General features: G+C 72.8%; 16 protein-coding genes. 6 read left to right on the top strand and 10 right to left on the bottom strand.

Annotated features, from left to right (window positions below; translation table 11 throughout):
• Positions 1 to 295 precede the first annotated feature (295 nt).
• The 4 genes from ABZ318_RS33270 to ABZ318_RS33255 all read right to left on the bottom strand — a co-directional run bounded on the left by ABZ318_RS33270 (position 296) and on the right by ABZ318_RS33255 (position 2,772).
• Positions 296 to 763: an NUDIX hydrolase gene (locus ABZ318_RS33270; RefSeq protein ID WP_356906165.1), complete on the bottom strand. Its 468-nt coding sequence runs from the start codon at positions 761 to 763 to the stop codon at positions 296 to 298.
• Positions 764 to 772: 9 nt separating this feature from the next.
• Positions 773 to 1,249 (bottom strand): HPP family protein, encoded by a 477-nt coding sequence (locus ABZ318_RS33265; protein WP_356906164.1) that lies wholly within the window; start codon positions 1,247 to 1,249, stop codon positions 773 to 775.
• Between the two features lie 55 nt (positions 1,250 to 1,304).
• On the bottom strand, positions 1,305 to 2,159 hold the full coding sequence (locus tag ABZ318_RS33260; protein WP_356906163.1) for a pyridoxamine 5'-phosphate oxidase family protein: 855 nt from the start codon (positions 2,157 to 2,159) through the stop codon (positions 1,305 to 1,307).
• Between the two features lie 157 nt (positions 2,160 to 2,316).
• Positions 2,317 to 2,772, bottom strand: coding sequence for a VOC family protein (locus tag ABZ318_RS33255; protein WP_356906162.1), 456 nt, complete (start codon positions 2,770 to 2,772; stop codon positions 2,317 to 2,319).
• Positions 2,773 to 2,902: 130 nt separating this feature from the next.
• On the opposite strand from ABZ318_RS33255, the gene ABZ318_RS33250 reads away from it, so the two are divergent.
• The 5 genes from ABZ318_RS33250 (at position 2,903) to pepN (ending at position 12,014) form a co-directional block, all read left to right on the top strand.
• Positions 2,903 to 3,445: a CGNR zinc finger domain-containing protein gene (locus ABZ318_RS33250; RefSeq protein WP_356906161.1), complete on the top strand. Its 543-nt coding sequence runs from the start codon at positions 2,903 to 2,905 to the stop codon at positions 3,443 to 3,445.
• Positions 3,446 to 3,639: 194 nt separating this feature from the next.
• Positions 3,640 to 6,960 carry a S8 family serine peptidase gene (locus ABZ318_RS33245; RefSeq protein ID WP_356906160.1) on the top strand — a complete coding sequence of 1,107 codons (3,321 nt, stop codon included), beginning with the start codon at positions 3,640 to 3,642 and terminating at the stop codon, positions 6,958 to 6,960.
• Between the two features lie 145 nt (positions 6,961 to 7,105).
• On the top strand, positions 7,106 to 8,122 hold the full coding sequence (locus ABZ318_RS33240) for an aspartate-semialdehyde dehydrogenase (protein ID WP_356906159.1): 1,017 nt from the start codon (positions 7,106 to 7,108) through the stop codon (positions 8,120 to 8,122).
• Between the two features lie 81 nt (positions 8,123 to 8,203).
• Complete coding sequence (locus tag ABZ318_RS33235) at positions 8,204 to 9,388, top strand: TerD family protein (RefSeq protein ID WP_356906158.1); 1,185 nt, start codon at positions 8,204 to 8,206, stop codon at positions 9,386 to 9,388.
• Positions 9,389 to 9,440: 52 nt separating this feature from the next.
• Positions 9,441 to 12,014, top strand: a complete 2,574-nt coding sequence (gene pepN / locus ABZ318_RS33230) for an aminopeptidase N (protein WP_356906157.1) — start codon at positions 9,441 to 9,443, stop codon at positions 12,012 to 12,014.
• Between the two features lie 149 nt (positions 12,015 to 12,163).
• On the opposite strand, the gene alc is transcribed toward pepN, so the two are convergent.
• The 4 genes from alc to ABZ318_RS33210 all read right to left on the bottom strand — a co-directional run bounded on the left by alc (position 12,164) and on the right by ABZ318_RS33210 (position 16,353).
• On the bottom strand, positions 12,164 to 13,288 hold the full coding sequence (gene alc, locus ABZ318_RS33225; RefSeq protein WP_356906156.1) for an allantoicase: 1,125 nt from the start codon (positions 13,286 to 13,288) through the stop codon (positions 12,164 to 12,166).
• Positions 13,289 to 13,407: 119 nt separating this feature from the next.
• Complete coding sequence (locus ABZ318_RS33220; RefSeq protein WP_356906155.1) at positions 13,408 to 14,334, bottom strand: LysR family transcriptional regulator; 927 nt, start codon at positions 14,332 to 14,334, stop codon at positions 13,408 to 13,410.
• 55 nt (positions 14,335 to 14,389) lie between these two features.
• Complete coding sequence (locus ABZ318_RS33215) at positions 14,390 to 15,340, bottom strand: DMT family transporter (protein WP_356906154.1); 951 nt, start codon at positions 15,338 to 15,340, stop codon at positions 14,390 to 14,392.
• Between the two features lie 5 nt (positions 15,341 to 15,345).
• Positions 15,346 to 16,353 (bottom strand): EamA family transporter, encoded by a 1,008-nt coding sequence (locus tag ABZ318_RS33210; RefSeq protein WP_356906153.1) that lies wholly within the window; start codon positions 16,351 to 16,353, stop codon positions 15,346 to 15,348.
• Positions 16,354 to 16,497: 144 nt separating this feature from the next.
• Between ABZ318_RS33210 and ABZ318_RS33205 the strand changes: the two genes are divergently transcribed.
• The gene (locus tag ABZ318_RS33205) at positions 16,498 to 17,010 is read left to right on the top strand and encodes a MarR family transcriptional regulator (RefSeq protein WP_356906152.1); all 513 of its coding nucleotides are present in this window, start codon (positions 16,498 to 16,500) and stop codon (positions 17,008 to 17,010) included.
• Positions 17,011 to 17,160: 150 nt separating this feature from the next.
• Here the strand turns inward: ABZ318_RS33205 and ABZ318_RS33200 are convergent, their stop codons facing one another.
• Together ABZ318_RS33200 and malQ are read right to left on the bottom strand one after the other, a co-directional pair.
• A complete protein-coding gene (locus ABZ318_RS33200; RefSeq protein ID WP_093876079.1) occupies positions 17,161 to 17,391 on the bottom strand; it encodes a hypothetical protein in 231 nt (76 codons plus the stop codon).
• A gap of 20 nt (positions 17,392 to 17,411) precedes the next feature.
• Positions 17,412 to 19,316 (bottom strand): 4-alpha-glucanotransferase, encoded by a 1,905-nt coding sequence (malQ, locus tag ABZ318_RS33195; protein WP_356906166.1) that lies wholly within the window; start codon positions 19,314 to 19,316, stop codon positions 17,412 to 17,414.
• Positions 19,317 to 19,343: the final 27 nt, after the last annotated feature.

Here is a 19,343-nt window from a genome sequence, read left to right as displayed (position 1 = left end):
ACGGCGCCGGGCACGCCGTCGGCGACGGCCGCGTCCAGGGCCTGCTGGGTGGCCGCGTGGCCCGGCTTCACGGGCGCCGCGAGGGCGGGGGCGGCGAGGGCGGTGGCGGCGAGGCCTGCCACGAGGGTGGCGGCGACGACGGTACGGGCGGTGCGGGCGGCTGACATGCGGGGCTCCCCTGATCGTTGTGCTGCGGTTCGTCGTGCTGCGGTCGGGGGAGGTGACCGTGGGAGGGCGGCGGGGGTTGATCGCGCTCGTGACGGTTGAGCCTTTTTCAGCCTTTCGGGCTTTCGGGTCAGCGGTTCTCGTGCTCCGTGAGGTGCGAGCGCCCGAGGGGCGGCCGGTCGCGCCAGAGCTGGAGGCCTATGTCGACGAGTTCGACACGGGTGAGGGAGGGCACGGAGTCGAGCGGGTGCCAGGCGGCGAGGTCGGTGGAGCCGCCCTCCTCGTTCCGCAGGGCGCCGCCGGTGATCCGCGCCTCGTAGAGGATCCGCAGGCCCTGCCAGTCGCCGGGGCCGCCGAGCCGGCGGAGCCAGGAGCGCCGGATGGAGTCGATGCCGAGGAGGGCGGTCGGCTCGGTCAGATAGCCCGTCTCCTCCTCGACCTCACGGACGACGGTGTGGACGGGATCCTCGCCGTGGTCCATGCCGCCGCCCGGCAGGGTCCACCGTTTGGCGCCGTCCTTCGCGACCCAGCGGGCGAGGAGCACCTCGCCGTCCCGGACACACACGGCGTAGGCCGCCACCCTCAACTCCTGCTGCATGGAAAGAGGTTAGAACCAGTAGACGGGATACGTCCGCCCCGTGGCGCGGCCCGCGCCCAGACCGACGGCGACCAGGAGCAGGGAGGCGAGGGCGAGAAGGCCGAGAAACGACCGCAAGGGCGGGTCCTGGAGGGCGACGATGACGGCCGTGGCCGCGGCGGGCGAGTGCGGGGTACGGGCGAGCATCATCACGCCGAGGGCGAGACCGCCCGCGACGGCCGCGCCCCACGGGCCCGGCCCGACGGCGGTGAGGACCGCGAAGCCGGTGAGGGCCGAGAGCAGTTGGCCGCCGACGACCGAGCGCGGCTGGGAGAGCGGCAGGTCGGGGGCGCCGGCCACGAGCGCCATGCTGGCGGCGAGGGGCGGGATGAGGAGGGGCTGGTGGAGCACGGTTCCGACCGCTACCAGGAGGAGGAGGGCGGTGACGCTGACGCCGGCCGAGGTGAGCGCGATCCGTGGGCGCGGGCGGGGTGGTGCGGTGGTCACTGGGCCTCCAGGGCGCGGGGGTCCGTGGGCGCGGGACGACGGCCCACGACTCAGGTCAGGGATTGGACGGGGAGTACTCCGGGGGTGACCAGCGCAGGGGGCTGCCGTTCGGGGTTTCGATCGTGCGGTCGACACGGAAGCGGGTGACGCGTTCCCCGGGGCCGTACTCGGTGTGCGCGAGGCCGGTGAGCTGGAGGGTCAGCCCCGTCTCCCAGTCGAGGAAGAGCAGCCCCGCGCGGCCGTCCGACTCCAGGTTGCCCAGGGTCAGGAACATCGCGTTGCCCGGGTAGTCGCGCCAGCTGAGCTCCCGCGGCGCGTCGACCCGGACGAAGCCGGGGTTGCCGCCGCGGTGGCTGGTGTCGACGCCGTCGGGGGCGGTGGTGGACACGAAGAAGGTGTCCGCGGCTCCGATCCGGCGCATCTGGTCGGGAGTGAGCGCCTCGCCGTGCCGCGCGGCGGCGGGTGCGGTGCCGGTGGGCTCGGAGCCGTACCACTCGCGCTTCTGGAGGTACTTGGGGCAGTTGGAGAAGACCTGCTCGGCCTCGATGGTGAAGCCGCGTCCGCTGCGCCGGGCGGTGCCGTTGAGGCGCATGCGGCGGCGGGTGCGGGGGTCGAGGGCGAGGGTGCCCACGGGGGCGCCGTCGGGCGTGCCCTCGGGGAGATCCGCGGCCACCGAGACCGTGTGCGGGCCGGTGGCCCGGGCGAAGCCGGGCGCGCCGGTGAGCAGGCTCGACCAGACGCGGCCCTCGGCGTCCGCCGCGCCGATCATCAGCATGGGCTGGGCTTCGAGGAAGGCGGCGGCGATGGGGCGGATGCCGTTGGTGATGGAGCGGCCCACGTGGGCGGCGAGGGTTTGGACGCCCTCGCGTGCCTGGACGGCCAGGGAGCCGGGGTGGTACGCGGTGTTCATGAGGGCCTCCGGGAACGCGGGGTCGGTGGGTGCGGGGGCGGGCCCTGGCGCGGGTGGCGCGTTCGGGGTGTGCCCACCCTCCCCCAAGCTCTCGGCTTCGCTCGAGCAGGGGGGACCCCCCTCGCCCTTGCGGAACGACTGCCCACACCCCGAAGGGCTAGAAGAAGCCGCAGGTCGGGGCTGTTTCGCTGGGGGCTTCGGTTCCCTCCGCGCCCTTCGGGACCGAGATTTCCAGGCGGGTGCCGTCGGGGTCGTGGAAGAAGATGCCGCCGGAGGTCGCGCCTTCGCGGTGGGCGACGACGCCCTCGTACGCGAAGGAGGCACCGCGGGCGGTGAGCGCGGCTTCGGCGGCGCGGACGTGCTCGATGGACTCGGCCTCGAAGGCGAGGTGGTGGAGGCCGGGCCGGCCCGGGTCGTAGGTGCCCCCGGCCTGCTGCCAGAGGGTGAGGACCAGACGGCCGTCCTGGCCGAGGAAGGCGTAGCGGCTGTCCTTCTCCTCGCCCTCTCCGAGGACCTCGAAGCCGAGGACGTCGCCGTAGAAGGCGAGCGAGCGTCCGAGGTCGGTGACGTTGAGGCCGACGTGGTGGGTGGCGAGTGTGCCGATCGTGGACATGAGGGTTCCCTCTCCGGTGCGGCCGCCCCCCTTGGGCTAACCTCTCACTTCGACTTTAAGGGTTAGCCATGGAGAAGGTCAACCGGTCACGTACTCTTGAGGGGTTAGTCCATCGAGGAGGGTGCCCGCCATGACCGCCATCGACCCCCGGCCGCTCACCGGCGAGCCCGTCTCCCTCGACCTGCTCAACACCCGCTGGAACAAGGAAGGCGTCCGCCAGGATCTGCTGGCAGAGGTCGAGGGCCTCGCCGTCTGGCTCGCCGCCAACGGCCTGGCCGAGCGGTTCGTCGCCGACGCGACCACCCTGCGGCACACCCTCGCCGCCCGGGACGCGCTCGCCGCGCTCGTCGACCACCCCGGCGACCCCGCCGCCACCGCGCGGGTCGACGCCGTCCTCGACCACGGCCGCATCCGGGCCACGCTCACCGCCGACGGTCCCGGCGAGGAGGCGGAGTTCGCGGACCCCGCCTGGGGACCCGGCTGGACCGCCGCCCGCGACTACCTCGACCTGCTGCGCACGGCGCCCGACCGGATCCGGGCCTGCGCCCACGAGGCCTGCATCCTGCACTTCTTCGACACCTCGCGGAACGGCACCCGCCGCTGGTGCTCGATGGCGGCCTGCGGCAACCGCGCCAAGGCCTCCCGCCACTACGCCCGGGCCAAGGAGGGCTGAGCCTCACGTCGAGGCGGCCCGCCCCCGTACGGGTGGGTTCGTCCCGCGTGGCGCGTCCACGGCGATGGCGGGTTTGCGCCGCGGCGGCAATCCGGCCCGGGGCAACTCTCCCCAAACCCCTGTCACTTGCGAAAGGCTGAGCGGTCATCCGGTATCGGAATCCGGACGCCCTCCTTTCACCAACAGGGATGTAAATGACCACCCCCGAAACTCAGAGCTCCATATCCGGAAGCTCGACGCACGGGCCCAGACGCGCGGCCCGCATCGCGGCCGCCGCCGGACTCGTCGCCGCGCTCGTCGCGACCGGTGCCGCGCCCGTGCTCGCCGCGGACGACGCGGCGACCACTCCCCCGGTCAAGTCCTCGAATCCGGCCGACAAGCTCGGCGCCATCGACGCCCAGCGGCTCACCGAGGCCCAGGCGAGCGGCGAGAAGAACGTCACCGTCCTCGTCGCCACCGTCCCCGGTGCCACCGAGCAGGTCGCCGCCCAGCTCGACGCCGTCGCAGGCGCCTCGGTCGGCAAGCAGCAGGACGCGCTCGGCTACGTCCGCGCGACCCTGCCGACCGCCAAGGCCGCGGCCGCCATCAAGGCCGCCACCCAGCTCTCCTCCGTCCAGTCCGTCGACCTCCAGGCCGAGATCGCGCTGGACGACCCGACGCCGGACGCGGGCGCCGCGACGGGTGCCGTCTCCGGCACCACCGTCACCACGACGTACCCCGCCCCGGGCAAGGACACCCCGGCGAAGAACCCGTACAACCCCTCGTACGAGACGGGCGCGGTCGACTTCGTCAAGGAGCACCCCAAGGCCGACGGCCGCGGCGTGACCATCGGCATCCTCGACTCCGGCGTCGACCTCGGCCACCCGGCCCTGCAGAAGACCACCACCGGCGAGCGCAAGATCGTCGACTGGGTGACCGCCACCGACCCGCTGACCGAGGGCGACGCCACCTGGCGCGCCCAGATCACCCCGGTCACCGGCCCGGTCTTCACCGCCTCCACGCAGAGCTGGAAGGCCCCGGCGGGCTCGTACCAGTTCAGCCGCTTCTCCGAGTCCGCCACCAAGGGCGGCGACCCGAAGGGCGACATCAACCGGGACGGCGACACCACCGACGTCTTCGGCATGCTGTACGACCCGGCCGCCGGGACCGTCCGCGTGGACACCGACCAGAACAACGACTTCACGGACAACGCGCCGATGAAGCCGTACAAGGACGGGTACCAGGTCGGCTACTTCGGTACCGACAACCCGGCCACCGAGGTCGCCGAGCGCACCCCGTTCGTCGTGGAGATCCGCAAGGACGTCCCGATGGACCCGGCCGGCGGCACCTGGGTCGGCAAGAAGGCCGACTTCGTCAACATCGGTCTCGTCGAGTCCTCGCACGGCACCCACGTCGCCGGCATCACCGCCGCCCACAGCCTCTTCGGCGGCAGGATGAACGGCGCCGCGCCCGGCGCGAAGATCGTCTCCTCGCGCGCGTGCACCTGGTCCGGCGGCTGCACCAACACCGCCCTCACCGAGGGCATGACGGACCTCGTCGTCAACCGCGGCGTCGACATCGTCAACATGTCGATCGGCGGCCTGCCGCAGCAGAACGACGGCGACAACGTCCGCTCGCGCCTCTACACCCGCCTGATCGACCAGTACGGCGTCCAGCTGGTCATCTCGGCCGGCAACGAGGGCCCCGGCATCAACACGATCGGCGACCCCGGCCTGGCCGACAAGGTCCTCTCGGTCGGCGCGGCCGTCTCCCAGTCGACCTGGGCCGCCAACTACGGCTCGGCCGTCGAGAAGAAGTACGCCATGTTCCCCTTCTCCTCGCGCGGCCCGCGTGAGGACGGCGGCTTCACCCCGACCATCACCGCCCCCGGCTCGGCCGTGAACTCCATCCCGACCTGGCTGCCGGGCGCCGGCGTCGCCGAGTCGGGCTACACCCTGCCCGCCGGTTACGGCATGCTCAACGGCACCTCGATGTCCTCGCCGCAGGCGGCGGGCGCGAGCGCGCTGCTGATCTCGGCCGCGAAGCAGAAGGGCATCGCGCTCTCCCCGCTCACCCTGCGGACCGCGCTGACCTCCACCGCGAAGCGCATCCCCGGTGTCGCCGCGCACGAGCAGGGCTCGGGCCTCATGGACATCGAGGAGGCCTGGGAGTCGATCAAGGACGGTGCCACCGCCCACGACTACAAGGTCGAGGCCCCGGTCGACACCGTGATCTTCCCGGCCCCGCACACCGGCACCGGTGTGTACGACCGCGAGGGCGGCCTCAAGGTCGGCCAGAAGAAGGTCTACGACGTCACCATCACGCGCACGAGCGGCCCGAACCGGCCGATCGAGCACGAGCTGGACCTCAAGTACAACGACGGCACCTTCCGCATCCTCGGCGACGACGAGATCGACCTGCCGCTGAACAAGCCGGTCACCGTCAAGCTCCAGGCCCGCGCCGCCACCGCCGGTGCGCACAGCGTCATCCTGGAGGCCGACGACGAGCGCACCGAGGGCGTCGACAAGCAGATCCTCGCCACCACGGTCGTCGCGAACGACCTGGTCGCCCCGGGCTACGGCTTCTCCGCCACCGGCTCGGTGCAGCGCAACAGCAGCAAGTCCTACTTCGTCACCGTGCCCGAGGGCACCAAGACGCTGGAGGTCGCGCTCGGCGGTCTGAAGGAGAAGAGCCAGACCCGCTTCATCTCGATCCACCCGTACGGCGTGGGCATCGAGGACAGCGCCACCACGCAGTGCTACCCGCACTACAACCCGGCCAACACCTGCCGTCCGGACCTGCGGTCCTACGCGAACCCGACGCCCGGCGTCTGGGAGGTCGAGGTCGAGGCCCGCCGCACGTCGCCGGACCTGGACAACCCGTACACCCTGGGCGTCACCGCCCTCGGCGCCGACTTCGACCCGGCCGTCCAGACGGTCGCCGAGGCAAAGATCGGCACCCCGGCCCCCGTCCAGTGGCAGGTCACCAACCGCTTCGCGGGCATCGCGGGCACCCTGAAGGGCGGCTCCCTCGGCTCGCAGAAGAGCGAGACGCCGACCATCCAGCACCACGAGAAGCACACGAAGACCGTCACCATCGGTGAGGGCGTGGAGCGGCTCGACATCGCCATCGGTAACACCTCCGACAAGGCCGCCGACCTCGACCTCACGGTCACCCTGAACGGCGAGACCGTGGGCCAGTCGGCGGACGGCGACTCGGAGGAGTCCGTCTCCCTGGTGAAGCCGGCCGCGGGCACGTACACCGTCGTCATCGACGGCTACTCGGTCCAGGCCGCGGGCGGCACCACGTACGACTACAAGGACGTGTACTACTCGTCCGCGCTCGGCACCGTGAAGGTCGACGGGTCGAAGCCGGTCACCCTGGCCAACGGCGCCACCGCCCCGGTCTCGGCCGAGGTCGTCGTCGCGGGCGCGGCCCCCGAGGGACGCCAGTTCTTCGGCGAGGTCCAGCTGCTCAACGCGCGCGGCACCGTCGCGGGCACCGGCAGCGTCCTGATCGGCGCAGTCACCCCGTAACACCATGTGAGTGAAGGGGCGGGCGCCGAAACCGGTGCCCGCCCCTTTCGCGTCCCGACCCTTGGACAATCGATTGGACAAGGCGGCCCGGGACATACGCATCATGGACTGGCAACACCCTGCACATACGTACGGAGGAGTCCCCGTGAAGGTCGGAATCGTCGGAGCCACCGGTCAGGTCGGCACGGTCATGCGCAAGATCCTCACCGAGCGGAACTTCCCGGTCGACGAGCTGCGGCTCTTCGCGTCCGCCCGCTCCGCCGGCACCGTCGTCGACGGCATCACGGTCGAGGACGCCTCCACCGCCGACTACACCGGCCTGGACATCGTGCTCTTCTCCGCCGGCGGCGCCACCTCCAAGGCCCTCGCCGAGAAGGTCGCCTCGCAGGGCGCCGTCGTGATCGACAACTCCTCCGCCTGGCGCCGCGACCCCGAGGTCCCGCTGGTGGTCTCCGAGGTCAACCCGCACGCGATCAAGGACCGCCCCAAGGGCATCATCGCCAACCCGAACTGCACCACGATGGCCGCCATGCCGGTCCTCAAGCCGCTCCACCAGGAGGCCGGCCTCACCGCGCTGGTCGCCACCACCTACCAGGCCGTCTCCGGCTCGGGCGTCGCCGGTGTCGCCGAGCTGCGCACGCAGGCGTGTGCCGTGGCCGAGACCGCCGACCAGCTGGCCTTCGACGGCGAGGCCGTGGCCTTCCCCGAGCCGAACGTCTACCGGCGCCCCATCGCCTTCAACGTGGTCCCGCTGGCCGGCAACCTGGTCGACGACGGCACGCACGAGACCGACGAGGAGCAGAAGCTCCGCAACGAGTCCCGCAAGATCCTGGAGATCCCGGAGCTGAAGGTCTCCGGCACCTGCGTGCGCGTCCCGGTCTTCTCCGGCCACTCGCTCCAGGTCAACGCCCGCTTCGAGCGTCCGATCAGCGTCGAGCGCGCCTACGAGCTCCTCAAGGACGCCGAGGGCGTCGAGCTCTCCGAGATCCCGACCCCGCTCCAGGCGGCCGGCAAGGACGCCTCCTACGTGGGCCGCATCCGCGTGGACGAGACCGTCGAGAACGGGCTCGCGCTCTTCCTCTCCAACGACAACCTGCGCAAGGGCGCGGCGCTGAACGCCGTGCAGATCGCGGAGCTCGTCGCCGCCGAGCTCAAGGGCTGACCCCGGCCACCCTCCGGAGGGGCGGCTTCCCGTTGTGGGGAGCCGCCCCTCCGGCGTGCCCGGCCGTGCCAGAGTTCCCCCATGACCCGGATATCCAAGGGGGCCAACGTCCCGGTGCCCCCGCAGGCCCTTCACGTCGCGGTCAGCTGGCGCACCGGGGACGGGGTGCCCGACGTGGACGTCTCCGCGCTGCTCCTCGGCGCCGGGGAGCGGGTGCGGGGCGACGCCGACCTGGTCTTCTACAACCACGCCGAGCACCCCTCGGGGGCCGTCCGGCACCTGGGGAAGTCGGCCCCGGGCGCGCCCGGCAGCCAGGCCGCGGACTGGCTGTGGCTGGACCTCGCGCGCGTGGAGCCCGACGTGGGACGCCTGGTGATCGCCGCCTCCGCCGACGGGGGCGCCTTCGGGCAGGTCCCCGGCCTCGACGTGCTGGTCACGGACGGGGCCGGCACCCCCGTGGCGTACTGCCCGATCGGGGACGCGACGACGGAGACGGCCTTCGTCTTCGGCGAGTTCTACCGGCGGGACGGCGGCTGGCGGTTCCGCGCGGTCGGCCAGGGGTACGCCTCGGGGCTCGCCGGGCTCGCGACGGACTTCGGCATCGTGGTGGAGTACCCGCCGCCGCCGATCCCGGGCCCCGGCTACGTCCCGCCGCCCCCTCCCCCGGCGCCCGCCGCCCCGCCCGTGCCGGTGGCCGATCCGTACGGCGGGGAGTTCCGGCCCTGCGTGTACCAGGGGCGCGGCAAGAGGACCGTGCACTGCGACCCGGATCTTCCGGCGGGGCACTGGGTGCTCCTGGAGATCGAGTCGTACCACTCGCTGTCCACCACGATCGAGGCCTGCGACGCGTACGGGCGGGCCGAGGAGTACCTGCTCACGGCGTACGAGGACGACGTGCGCGCGCGTACCGTCGCCCTCGTCCCGCGCGCCCGCCCGCTGGCCCTGCGGGTGGAGGCCGACACCCCCTGGACGCTGCGGGTGCTGCCGCTCTCCCACGCGCGCCGTTTCGACGGCCACGTGGAGGGACTCGCACACGATCTGGTGATCTACGAGGGGCCGGCCGGGGTGCTCGACTTCGCGCACCACGGGGAGTCCAACTTCACGGTCCACCAGCACACCCCGCCGCTGGACCCGCTCTACGACGACGAGGAGCAGGACCTGCTGGTGAACGAGATCGGCGAGGTGCGGGTGAGCGCTCCGGTGCCGGGGCCGGGGCTGCTGCGGATCAGCGGTGACGGACCGTGGAAATGTTCCGTGCGCCGCTGAGCCGGCCCGTGGAAGGATGGCCCAAACGTCAAGAAACCGAGGAGTTGACCGGGTGCCTGGCACGAACCTGACCCGTGAAGAGGCTCAGCAGCGGGCGGCGCTGCTGACCGTGGACGCGTACGAGGTCGAACTGGACCTCACCGGTGCGCAGGAGGGCGGCACCTACCGGTCCGTCACCACCGTCCGCTTCGATTCCGCCGAGGACGGCGCCGAGACCTTCATCGACCTCGTCGCCCCCGCCGTCCACGAGGTCGTGCTCAACGGCCGCACGCTCGACGTCGCCGCCGTCTTCCGCGACTCGCGGATCGCGCTCGACCGCCTCGTCCTGGGCCGCAACGAGCTGAAGGTCGTCGCCGACTGCGCGTACACCAACACCGGTGAGGGCCTGCACCGCTTCGTCGACCCGGTCGACGACCAGGCCTATCTGTACACCCAGTTCGAGGTGCCGGACGCGCGGCGGGTCTTCGCCTCGTTCGAGCAGCCCGACCTGAAGGCGACCTTCCAGTTCACCGTGAAGGCGCCGAGCGGCTGGTCGGTGATCTCGAACTCGCCGACGCCGAAGCCCGAGAACGACGTGTGGGTCTTCGAGCCGACCCCGCGCATCTCCACGTACATCACGGCCCTCATCGTCGGCCCGTACCACTCGGTGCACTCGACGTACGAGAAGGACGGGCAGGTCGTCCCGCTGGGCATCTACTGCCGTCCCTCGCTGGCCGAGTTCCTCGACGCGGACCACATCTTCGACGTGACCCGCCAGGGCTTCGACTGGTTCCAGGAGAAGTTCGCGTACGACTACCCCTTCGCCAAGTACGACCAGCTGTTCGTGCCGGAGTTCAACGCCGGCGCGATGGAGAACGCGGGCGCGGTCACCATCCGCGACCAGTACGTCTTCCGCTCGAAGGTGACGGACGCGGCGTACGAGCGGCGCGCCGAGACCATCCTGCACGAGCTCGCCCACATGTGGTTCGGCGACCTCGTCACCATGGAGTGGTGGAACGACCTGTGGCTGAACGAGTCGTTCGCCACCTACACCTCGGTCGCCTGCCAGGCCGCGGTGCCGGGCACCCGCTGGCCGAACGCCTGGACCACCTTCGCCAACGCGGAGAAGACCTGGGCCTACCGCCAGGACCAGCTGCCGTCGACGCACCCGATCATGGCCGAGATCAACGACCTGGAGGACGTGCTCGTCAACTTCGACGGGATCACGTACGCCAAGGGCGCCTCGGTCCTGAAGCAGCTCGTGGCGTACGTCGGCCAGGACGAGTTCTTCAAGGGCGTGCAGGCCTACTTCCAGGCGCACGCCTTCGGCAACACCCGTCTGTCCGACCTCCTCGGCGCCCTGGAGGAGACCTCCGGCCGTGACCTGAAGACCTGGTCGAAGGCGTGGCTGGAGACGGCCGGCATCAACATCCTCCGGCCGGAGGTCGAGACCGACGAGAACGGCGTCATCACCGCCTTCGCCGTCCGCCAGGAGGCCCCCGCGCTGCCCGCCGGCGCCAAGGGCGAGGCCGTGCTCCGCCCGCACCGCATCGCGATCGGCTTCTACGACCTGGACGAGACCGGCAGGCTGGTCCGCACCGACCGCCTGGAGCTGGACGTCGCGGCGGCCGAGCGCACGGCCGTGGAGCAGCTCGTCGGCAAGGCCCGCCCGGCGGTCGTCCTCCTCAACGACGACGACCTGTCGTACGCCAAGGTCCGCCTCGACGCGCAGTCCCTGGCGAACGTCACCGCGCACCTCGGCGACTTCGCCGAGTCCCTGCCGCGCGCCCTGTGCTGGGCCTCGGCCTGGGACATGACCCGCGACGGCGAGCTGGCCACCCGCGACTACCTGGACCTGGTGCTCTCGGGCATCGCCAAGGAGTCCGACATCGGCGTGGTGCAGTCGCTCCAGGGCCAGGTGAAGGCCGCGCTCGACCTGTACGCGGCGCCGGAGTGGCGCGAGGCCGGTCTGACCCGCTGGACAGACGCGACGCTGGCGCACCTGCGCGCGGCCGAGCCGGCGAGCGACCACCAGCTGGCGTGGGCGCGCGCCTTCGCGGCGACCGCCCGCACCCCGCAGCAGCTGGACCTGCTGGCGTCCCTCCTGGAGGGACGCGAGTCGATCGAGGGCCTCGCGGTGGACACCGAGCTGCGCTGGGCCTTCGTACAGCGCCTCGCGGCCACCGGCGTCTACGACGAGGCGGAGATCGCCGCCGAGCTGGAGCGCGACCGCACGGCGGCGGGCGAGCGGCACGCGGCCACCGCGCGCGCGGCCCGCCCGACGGAGGCGGCGAAGGCGGAGGCCTGGGCCTCGGTCGTCGAGGACGACAAGCTGGCGAACGCCGTGCAGGAGGCCGTCATCGGCGGCTTCGTCCAGGCCGACCAGCGCGAGCTGCTCGCCCCGTACGCGGAGAAGTACTTCGCGTCGATCAAGCACGTCTCGGAGACCCGCAGCCACGAGATGATCCAGCAGATCGTGGTCGGCCTCTACCCGACGCTCCAGGTCTCGCAGGAGACGCTGGACGCGACGGACGCGTGGATCGCCGCGAACGACCCGGTCCCGGCGCTGCGGCGCATGGTGACGGAGTCCCGCGCGGGCGTCGAGCGCGCCCTGAAGGCGCGGGCGGCGGACGCGGCCGCGAAGTAGTGCGCTGGCGGAAGTAGTGCGCTGGCGGAAGTAGTGCGCTGGCGGAAAAGGGGCGCCCTCCCCCGTGGGGGCGCCCCTTTTCCGTGCTTGGAGTCCGCCCGGCGGGCGGGCGTCGGCGCGCGGCCGCGCCGCCGGGCGGAAGTCTTCCGTCAGCCGCCGAGGGCCGCGTACCGGGCGCGCAGGTCGGCCGCGCCCTGCTCCGTGAGCGTTCCGTGGAGCCGCATCCGGGCGACGCCGCCGTCGGGGAAGGCGTCGAGCCGGACGTGGGTGACGACGGCCTGCGCGGGCAGCTTGAAGCGGTGCAGGGTGTCGGGCTGGAGGCGGGTGCGCGGGATGATCTCGAACCACTCTCCGCTCTCACCGTTGCGGCCCTGGAGGGCGATCCAGCCGGCCGAGTTGCCCTTGAGGTAGGCGGTGTCGATCTCGACGGCGCGGACGGCGCCCTGGGCGACGAGCCGGAAGCGCACCCAGTCGTTGGTGCCGCGGACCCGGCGGCGGCGGTTCTCCCAGCCGTCGTCCATCTTGCGGGAGGTGCCGGGCAGGATGATCTGGGTCGGCGAGGAGTAGAACTTGTCCGAGGCGTCCTCGTACGAGCCGCCGTTGAGCACGGCGATCAGGTCGAGGGTGCCGAGGAGCTCCAGCCACTCGGGGTCGGGCACGACCTCGCCGTGGACGCGGAGCCGGGCGACGCCGCCGTCGGGGTGCTGGCAGAGCCGGACGTGGGTGAAGCGGCGCTCGGCGTCGATGGCGAAGCCGTTGGCGGCGTGGCCGCGGACGGGCGTCGGCGGGACGAGCTCCTCCCACTTCGCGTCGAGCAGCTCGGCGGGGCTGGGCGAACCCTCGACGGCGGTGGCCTGGATGCTGACCTTCTGCGGGTAGTTGCCGCGGAAGTGGGCGGTGTCGACGATGATCCCGCGGATCACGCCGGGGGCACCGAGGCGGACGATCGCCCAGTCGTGGTCCTCGGGGGCGGGGAAGACGTTCTCGGCGTCGGCGCCGCGGCGGCGGCGGGTCTCCCAGCCGTCCATGATCTTGCCCTTGTGGCCGAAGTGCTCCGGGTCGAAGACGGCGCGCTCGCGGACGAGGAGGTTCTCCCGCTCGGCGAAGAACTCGTCGTTGGCGGCGACGACGCCGGCGCCGAGGCGGCGGTCGGCGAGGTCGACGAGCTCGGTGAAGGGGAAGTCACCGGTGCGGTAGTCGGCGTAGGGGTCCCCGCCGCCGTAGGGGGCGGCGTCGTTGGCGTGCGGGTCCTGGTTCGCGTCGAGGCTGCTCATGGGTCGAGCTTCCCGCCGCTCCGGCATCCCGGTCCATCGAATGTTTTCGACGATGCCGTTCAGTTCTGCTGAACGGTTGTGCCGGGCTCGCGGGGCCGGTTCCGCCGGACGGTCACGGGTCAGTTCTGCTGCACGGTCTCCCGGCCCGCCGCCGCCTGTCGGAGCGCGGCGAGGACCCGGGCCACCGCCGGGCCCTCCTCCGCCCCGCTCCGTACCGCCGCGACGACATGGCGGCGCGGCTGGTCGGCGGAGAGGACCCGCATGACGACCCCGGTGCCGCTCCGGCGGTCCGCGGAGGCCATCCGGGGCACGAGCGCGATCCCCATCCCGGCCTCGACCATGGCGAGGATCGCGGTCCAGCCGGAGGCGCTGTGGGCCTGTTCGGGCACGAAGCCGGCGGCCTCGCAGGCGGCGGTGGTGATCTCGGACCAGGGCCCCGAGCCGCCGAAGATCCAGGGCTCGGCGGCGAGGTCGGCGAGCCGCAGGCCGGGGGCGTCGGCGAGCGGATGGCCGGCGGGCAGCGCGACGTCGAGGGGGTCGGCGAGCAGCGGGACCCGGCTGTACTTGGGGTCGCGCGCGGAGGGCGCGTGGGCGGCGAGCGAGAGCGCCAGGTCGACCTCGCCAGCCGTGAGCAGCTCGTACGCCTCGGCGGCCTCGGCCTCCCGGATCCGGACGTCGAGCCCGGGGTGGGCGGTCCGCAGCTGGCGCACGGCGGGGACGAGGAGCGCGGGCACGGACGTCGGGAAGGCCGCGACCCGCACCTGCCCGGCCTCGCCCCGCAGGTAGCCGTCGAGTTCGGCGTCGGCACGCTCCAGCTGGGCGAAGACCACCTCCGCGTGGCGCAGCACCAGATGGGCGGCGTCGGTGAGGCGGACCCGGCGCCCCTGGGCCTCCAGGAGCCGCACGCCGAGCTGCCTGGCGAGGTTGGTGAGCTGCTGGGAGACGGCCGAGGGGGTCATGAGCAGCGCCTCCGCGGTCGCGGTGACGGTGCCGCGGTCGCGGAGGGTGCGGAGGATCTGGAGCTTCTTGATGTCCCACTCGGTCATGGGGCGCAACTTATCGGGCCCCGTCTACCTGGCGGAGCTCAGCGCCACTCCCCGTCTACCTGGCGGAGCTCAGCGCCACTCCGCCGAGGATGAGGGCCATGCTCGCGCCGCCGAGGAGGCCGAGCCGCTCGCCGAGGAGGGCGTACGAGAGGAGGGCGACGCAGACGGGCTGGAGGTAGTAGACGATCCCGGCGCGGGCGGCGCCGATCAGGGTGACGGCCTTGTTCCAGGCGAAGAAGGCGACGGCGGAGGAGAACACGCCGACGTAGACGAGGGGGCCGACGGTGCCGGTGGTGGGCTCGAAGCCGCCCTGGACGGCGAGGCTGATGCCGTATGCCGGGAGGAGCATGAGGGCGCCGAGGACGAAGGTGGTGAAGAGGAAGGCGAGGCCTCCGAGTTCGGCGGGGCGGCGCTTGAGGAGGGCGCTGTACGAGGCGAAGCAGAGGGCCGCGGCCATGACCCAGAGGTCGCCGGTGGCGAAGTCGGGGGTGAGGGAGCCCTTGCTGACGAGGAGCAGGACGCCGACGCAGGCGATGAGCATCCCGGTGGTGCGGCGCGGGCCGAGGCGGTTGCCGCCGAGGCGGGCGAAGAGGGCCATGAGGACCGGGGAGGCGGCCATGATCATGCCCATGTTGCCGGCGGAGGTGGCGGTCCCGGCCTGGTTGACCAGGGTGTTGTAGACGGTGATGCCGAGCAGTGCGGCGAGGGCGAGGAAGCGGAGGTGGCGGCGGATCAGGTGCCGCTGCCGCCAGGTCTCGCGGGCGGCGAGCGGGGCGACGGCGACGAGGGCGACGATCCAGCGCCAGAAGGCGGCCTGGACCGGGGGGACGGTGTCGTGGAGGGCGCGGGCGACGACGAAGCTGCCGGACCAGACGACGGTGGCGAGGAGGGCGAGGAGCACGCCGAGGCCGGCGCCCTTGGCGGGTGCCGGCCTCTCGGTGGGTGCGGTGTCGGTGGCGGTCGTGGCGGGGGACGCGGTCGGGTTGCGTGCGGTGTCCAGGCTCATGCCCCTTACCGTCGCACCGCCGAAACCTCCAGGTCCATCGAAACTTCCTGACCGTTCCTTTCAGTAGTACTGAAAGGTTCCTTGGCAGCCTCGGCGGCCTTGGTGCTCTTGGTGGCCTTGGCGGTCTTGGTGGCCTCGGCGGCCTCGGCGGTCTTGGCGGCGCGGGGGTTCAGCTGGCCGGCCAGGGTGGCGCCGAAGGCGATCACCATGCCGAGGACCTGCACCGGGCCGAGGGCCTGGCCGAGCGCCGCCCAGCCGATGACGGCCGCGGTGATCGGCGAGAGCGGCCCGAGGAGGGTGGCCGAGGAGGCGCTGAGCCGCTCGATGCCGCGGAACCAGAGGAAGTACGAGATCGCGGTGTTGCCGAAGGCGAGGTAGGCGTAGCCGGCCAGGTTGGTGCCGGTCAGGGCCGGCGGGGCGCCCTCGATCAGGAAGGCGATGGGCAGGATGACCAGGCCGCCGGCGGTGAGCTGCCAGCCGGTGAGCGCGAGGGCGCCGACGCCCTCGGGGCGGCCCCAGCGCTTGGTGAAGACGACGCCGGCGGACATCGAGAGGGAGGAGAGCAGTCCGGCACCCACACCGATCAGGTCGAACGCGGCTCCGGCCTTGAGGACCACGAGGCTGACGCCGAAGGCGGCGGTGACGGCGGTGAGCAGGGTCTTCACCGTGGGCTTCTCGCCGAGGAAGAGGGCCGCGAGGCCGACGACGAAGAGCGGGCCGACGGAGCCGACGACCGCGGCGACTCCGCCGGGCAGCCGGTAGGCGGCGAGGAAGAGCAGCGGGAAGAAGGCGCCGATGTTGAGGGCTCCGAGGACCGCGGACTTCCACCACCAGGCGCCCTGCGGGAGCTTGCGGGTGAGGGCGAGGAGCGCGAGGCCGGCGGGCAGGGCGCGCATGAGGCCGGTGAAGAGCGGCCGGTCGGGCGGCAGGAACTCGGTGGTGACGAAGTAGGTGGAGCCCCAGGAGATCGGGGCGAGTGCGGTCAGTGCGACGACGGCGGCCTTGCGGGACATGGCAGGTTCCCCCTGGTTCGGTGTGCCGGTGACCCGGGACCCGGAGGCCCCGGACCGGCTTGGCAGTAATTAACTTACCACTAAGCTACTCACTTGCAAGAGGCTTTCTTGCGATCTAGCCACACGGAAGGGGAGACTGGAGCCATGGACACGAAGAACCCCGGCCCCGCCCACGACGCCGTCGACGCCATCACCGACCAGTGGGCGGCCGTCCGCCCCGACCTGGACACGGTGCCGATGGCCGTCTTCGGACGCATCCACCGGCTGGCCAACGCCATCCGCGGCAAGGTGGACAAGGCATACGCGCCCTACGGCATGGCGCTCGGGGAGTTCGACGTGCTCGCGACGCTGCGCAGGTCCGGAGAGCCCTACACGCTCTCGCCGCGCGAGCTGACCGCCACGCTGATGATCACCACCGGCGGCATGACCGGCCGGCTGGACAAGCTGGAGAAGGCCGGGCTGCTCACCCGCAGCCCCGACCCGAACGACCGGCGCGGGCTGCGCGTCACCCTCAGCGAGCGCGGCAAGGAGCTGGTGGACCAGGCCGTCGGGGCCGGCCTCGCGGAGCAGCGGGCCGCCCTGGAGGCCGCGCTCACCGAGGAGGAGGCGAACCAGCTGGCGGGACTGCTGCGCAAGCTGCTCGCGACCACCGTGTGACGCGGCGGGACGGCAGGGAGGGCCTCAGTGCGAGGCCACACCTGTGCGCGGGACCTCGGCGCGAGGTCCCGCGGAGGGCCTCGACGCATGCGAGGGCGCCGCGCGGTACCTCGTACCGTGCGGCGCCCTCGGCGGAGACCTCTGAGGCGGTTACGCCTTCTTCTTGGACTTGTCGAGCACCATCACCAGGCCGGCGATCACCAGGAACAGCACCAGCGGCGCCGCCACGTACAGGCCGAGGGTCTCGACGACACTCAGCTTGGGGGCCGGGTCGTCGCCGTCGTCGCGGGTGTTCGCGAGCGCGGGGGACGACATGAGCAGCATCATCAGCGTCGTACCGGCCGCGAGCGAGCCGGCGCGCAGAGCGTTCTTCTTGTCCACGGTGCAAACGTAGCGAACACCTAAACGTGCCGCGCGCCCGGGGGTGCCGTACGGGCGTCCGAGGCGTCCGGGGGTGCCGTACGGGCCGCCGGGGGTGCCGTGCCGGCGTCCGAGACCTCCGTCCCGGCCCGGAGCTCGCGCAGCAGGCCGTGGGCCCGGGGCGAGTCGGCGAGCTGCTCCAGGGTGAGCGGCTGGCCGTCCGGACCCGCGAGCGGCAGCCGCCAGTTGGGGTACTGGTCCCAGGTGCCCGGCAGGTTCTGCGGTCTGCGGTCCCCCACCGTGTCCGGCAGCCAGACGCCGACCATCCGGGCCGGGGTGGCGAGCAGGAACCGGTGGACGGCCCTGATCTCGGCCTCCTCGACCCCCGGCCCCTCCGGAAGCAGCCCCTTCCGCTCGAACAGGTCCAGCCACTCGGCGGTCTCCGCCGTGTCCGCCGCCCGCTCGCGCTCCAGGTCGCCGGCGAGCAGCCCGAGCCGGTGCCGCAGGCCGATGTGCTCGCCGGAGAGCCGGGCGGCGGTGGAGGGCAGGTCGTGGGTGGTGGCGGTGGCGACGCACTCCGCGCGCCACTCCCCCGCGGGCAGCGGCCGGCCGGTGCCCTCCCAGTCCCGCTCGAACCAGAGCACGGAGGTCCCGAACACCCCGCGCCGGGCCAGCTCCTCGCGCACGCCCGGCTCGACCGTGCCGAGGTCCTCGCCGATGACGAGGGCGCCGGCGCGGTGCGCCTCCAGGACGAGGACCGCGAGCATCGCCTCGGCGTCGTACCGGACGTACGTGCCCTCGGTGGGCTCGCGGCCCTCCGGCACCCACCACAGCCGGAACAGGCCCATCACGTGGTCGATGCGCAGCGCGCCCGCGTGGCGGAGGAGTTCCCGGAGGAGTCCCCGGTACGGGGCGTAGCCGGCGGCGGCGAGGGCGTCGGGCCGCCAGGGCGGCAGGCCCCAGTCCTGGCCCCGGGAGTTGAAGGCGTCGGGCGGGGCGCCGACCGACATGCCGGCCGCGAAGGCCTCCTGCTGGGCCCAGGTGTCGGAGCCCTCGGGATGGACGCCGACCGCCAGGTCGTGGACGATCCCGATCTCCATGCCGGCCTCGCGGGCGGCCGCGGCGGCGTCGGCGAGCTGCCGGTCCGTCAGCCAGGCCAGCCGGCAGTGGAAGTCGACCCGGGCGGCCAGCTCGGGGTCGGCGCGCACGGCGGCCTCCGCGGTGCGCGGCGCGCGCAGCTCCTCGGGCCAGGTCCGCCAGTGGGGGCCGTGCCGCTCGGCGAGGGCCTGGTAGGTGGCGTGGTCTTCCAGGGCGCGGCCGCGCTCGGCGAGGAAGTCGTGGAAGTCGGCGCGGCGGCCGGGGCCGGGCTCCACGGTGCCGAGCACCAGCTCCAGGGCCCGCCGCTTGACCTCCCAGACGGCGTCCCGGTCGATCAGGGCGCCCTTGTCGAGGACCTGTTCGCGCAGTTCGGCCGCCTCGGCGAGGATCCGGTCGAGCTCCTCGCGGCGCTCGGGCCCCACGAGGGCGTACTCGGGGACCTCTTCGATCCGCAGATGGACCGGGTCCGGGAAGCGGCGCGAGGACGGCCGGTACGGGGAGGGGTCGCTCGGCGCCCCGGGCACGCCCGCGTGGAGCGGGTTGACCTGGACGAACCCGGCGCCGTGCGCGCGGCCCGCCCAGGTGGCGAGCTCCCGCAGGTCGCCGAGGTCGCCCATGCCCCAGGAGCGGGTGGAGAGCAGCGAGTACAGCTGGACGAGCAGTCCGTAGGCGCGGCGGCCGGGGCCTGGCACGCGCGCGGGGCTCACGATCAGGGTGCCGGTGGCCGCGCGTCCGTCGGGGGCCTGCGCCTCGACCGTGTGGACGCCGAGCGGCAGCCCGGACCAGTCCCGGCCGGTGACGACGGCGCCGTCCTCGGTGGTGACGCGCAGACGGGTGCCGGGCGGCAGGTCGGCCGGCGGCCGGGCGGGCTCGCC

This window comes from Streptomyces sp. NPDC006197 (assembly GCF_040613865.1).
GTDB lineage: Bacteria > Actinomycetota > Actinomycetes > Streptomycetales > Streptomycetaceae > Streptomyces.
This window is presented reverse-complemented; position numbering and strand designations above follow the sequence as displayed.

Bases quoted from the DNA above. Each gene is read 5' to 3' on its own strand.
- ABZ318_RS33270 (WP_356906165.1), bottom strand. From the start codon at position 763: ATGCAGCAGGAGTTGAGGGTGGCGGCCTACGCCGTGTGTGTCCGGGAC.
- ABZ318_RS33260 (WP_356906163.1), bottom strand. From the start codon at position 2,159: ATGAACACCGCGTACCACCCCGGCTCCCTGGCCGTCCAGGCACGCGAG.
- ABZ318_RS33255 (WP_356906162.1), bottom strand. From the start codon at position 2,772: ATGTCCACGATCGGCACACTCGCCACCCACCACGTCGGCCTCAACGTC.
- ABZ318_RS33250 (WP_356906161.1), top strand. From the start codon at position 2,903: ATGACCGCCATCGACCCCCGGCCGCTCACCGGCGAGCCCGTCTCCCTC.
- ABZ318_RS33245 (WP_356906160.1), top strand. From the start codon at position 3,640: ATGACCACCCCCGAAACTCAGAGCTCCATATCCGGAAGCTCGACGCAC.
- ABZ318_RS33235 (WP_356906158.1), top strand. From the start codon at position 8,204: ATGACCCGGATATCCAAGGGGGCCAACGTCCCGGTGCCCCCGCAGGCC.
- alc (WP_356906156.1), bottom strand. From the start codon at position 13,288: ATGAGCAGCCTCGACGCGAACCAGGACCCGCACGCCAACGACGCCGCC.
- ABZ318_RS33220 (WP_356906155.1), bottom strand. From the start codon at position 14,334: ATGACCGAGTGGGACATCAAGAAGCTCCAGATCCTCCGCACCCTCCGC.
- ABZ318_RS33215 (WP_356906154.1), bottom strand. From the start codon at position 15,340: ATGAGCCTGGACACCGCACGCAACCCGACCGCGTCCCCCGCCACGACC.
- ABZ318_RS33210 (WP_356906153.1), bottom strand. From the start codon at position 16,353: ATGTCCCGCAAGGCCGCCGTCGTCGCACTGACCGCACTCGCCCCGATC.
- ABZ318_RS33205 (WP_356906152.1), top strand. From the start codon at position 16,498: ATGGACACGAAGAACCCCGGCCCCGCCCACGACGCCGTCGACGCCATC.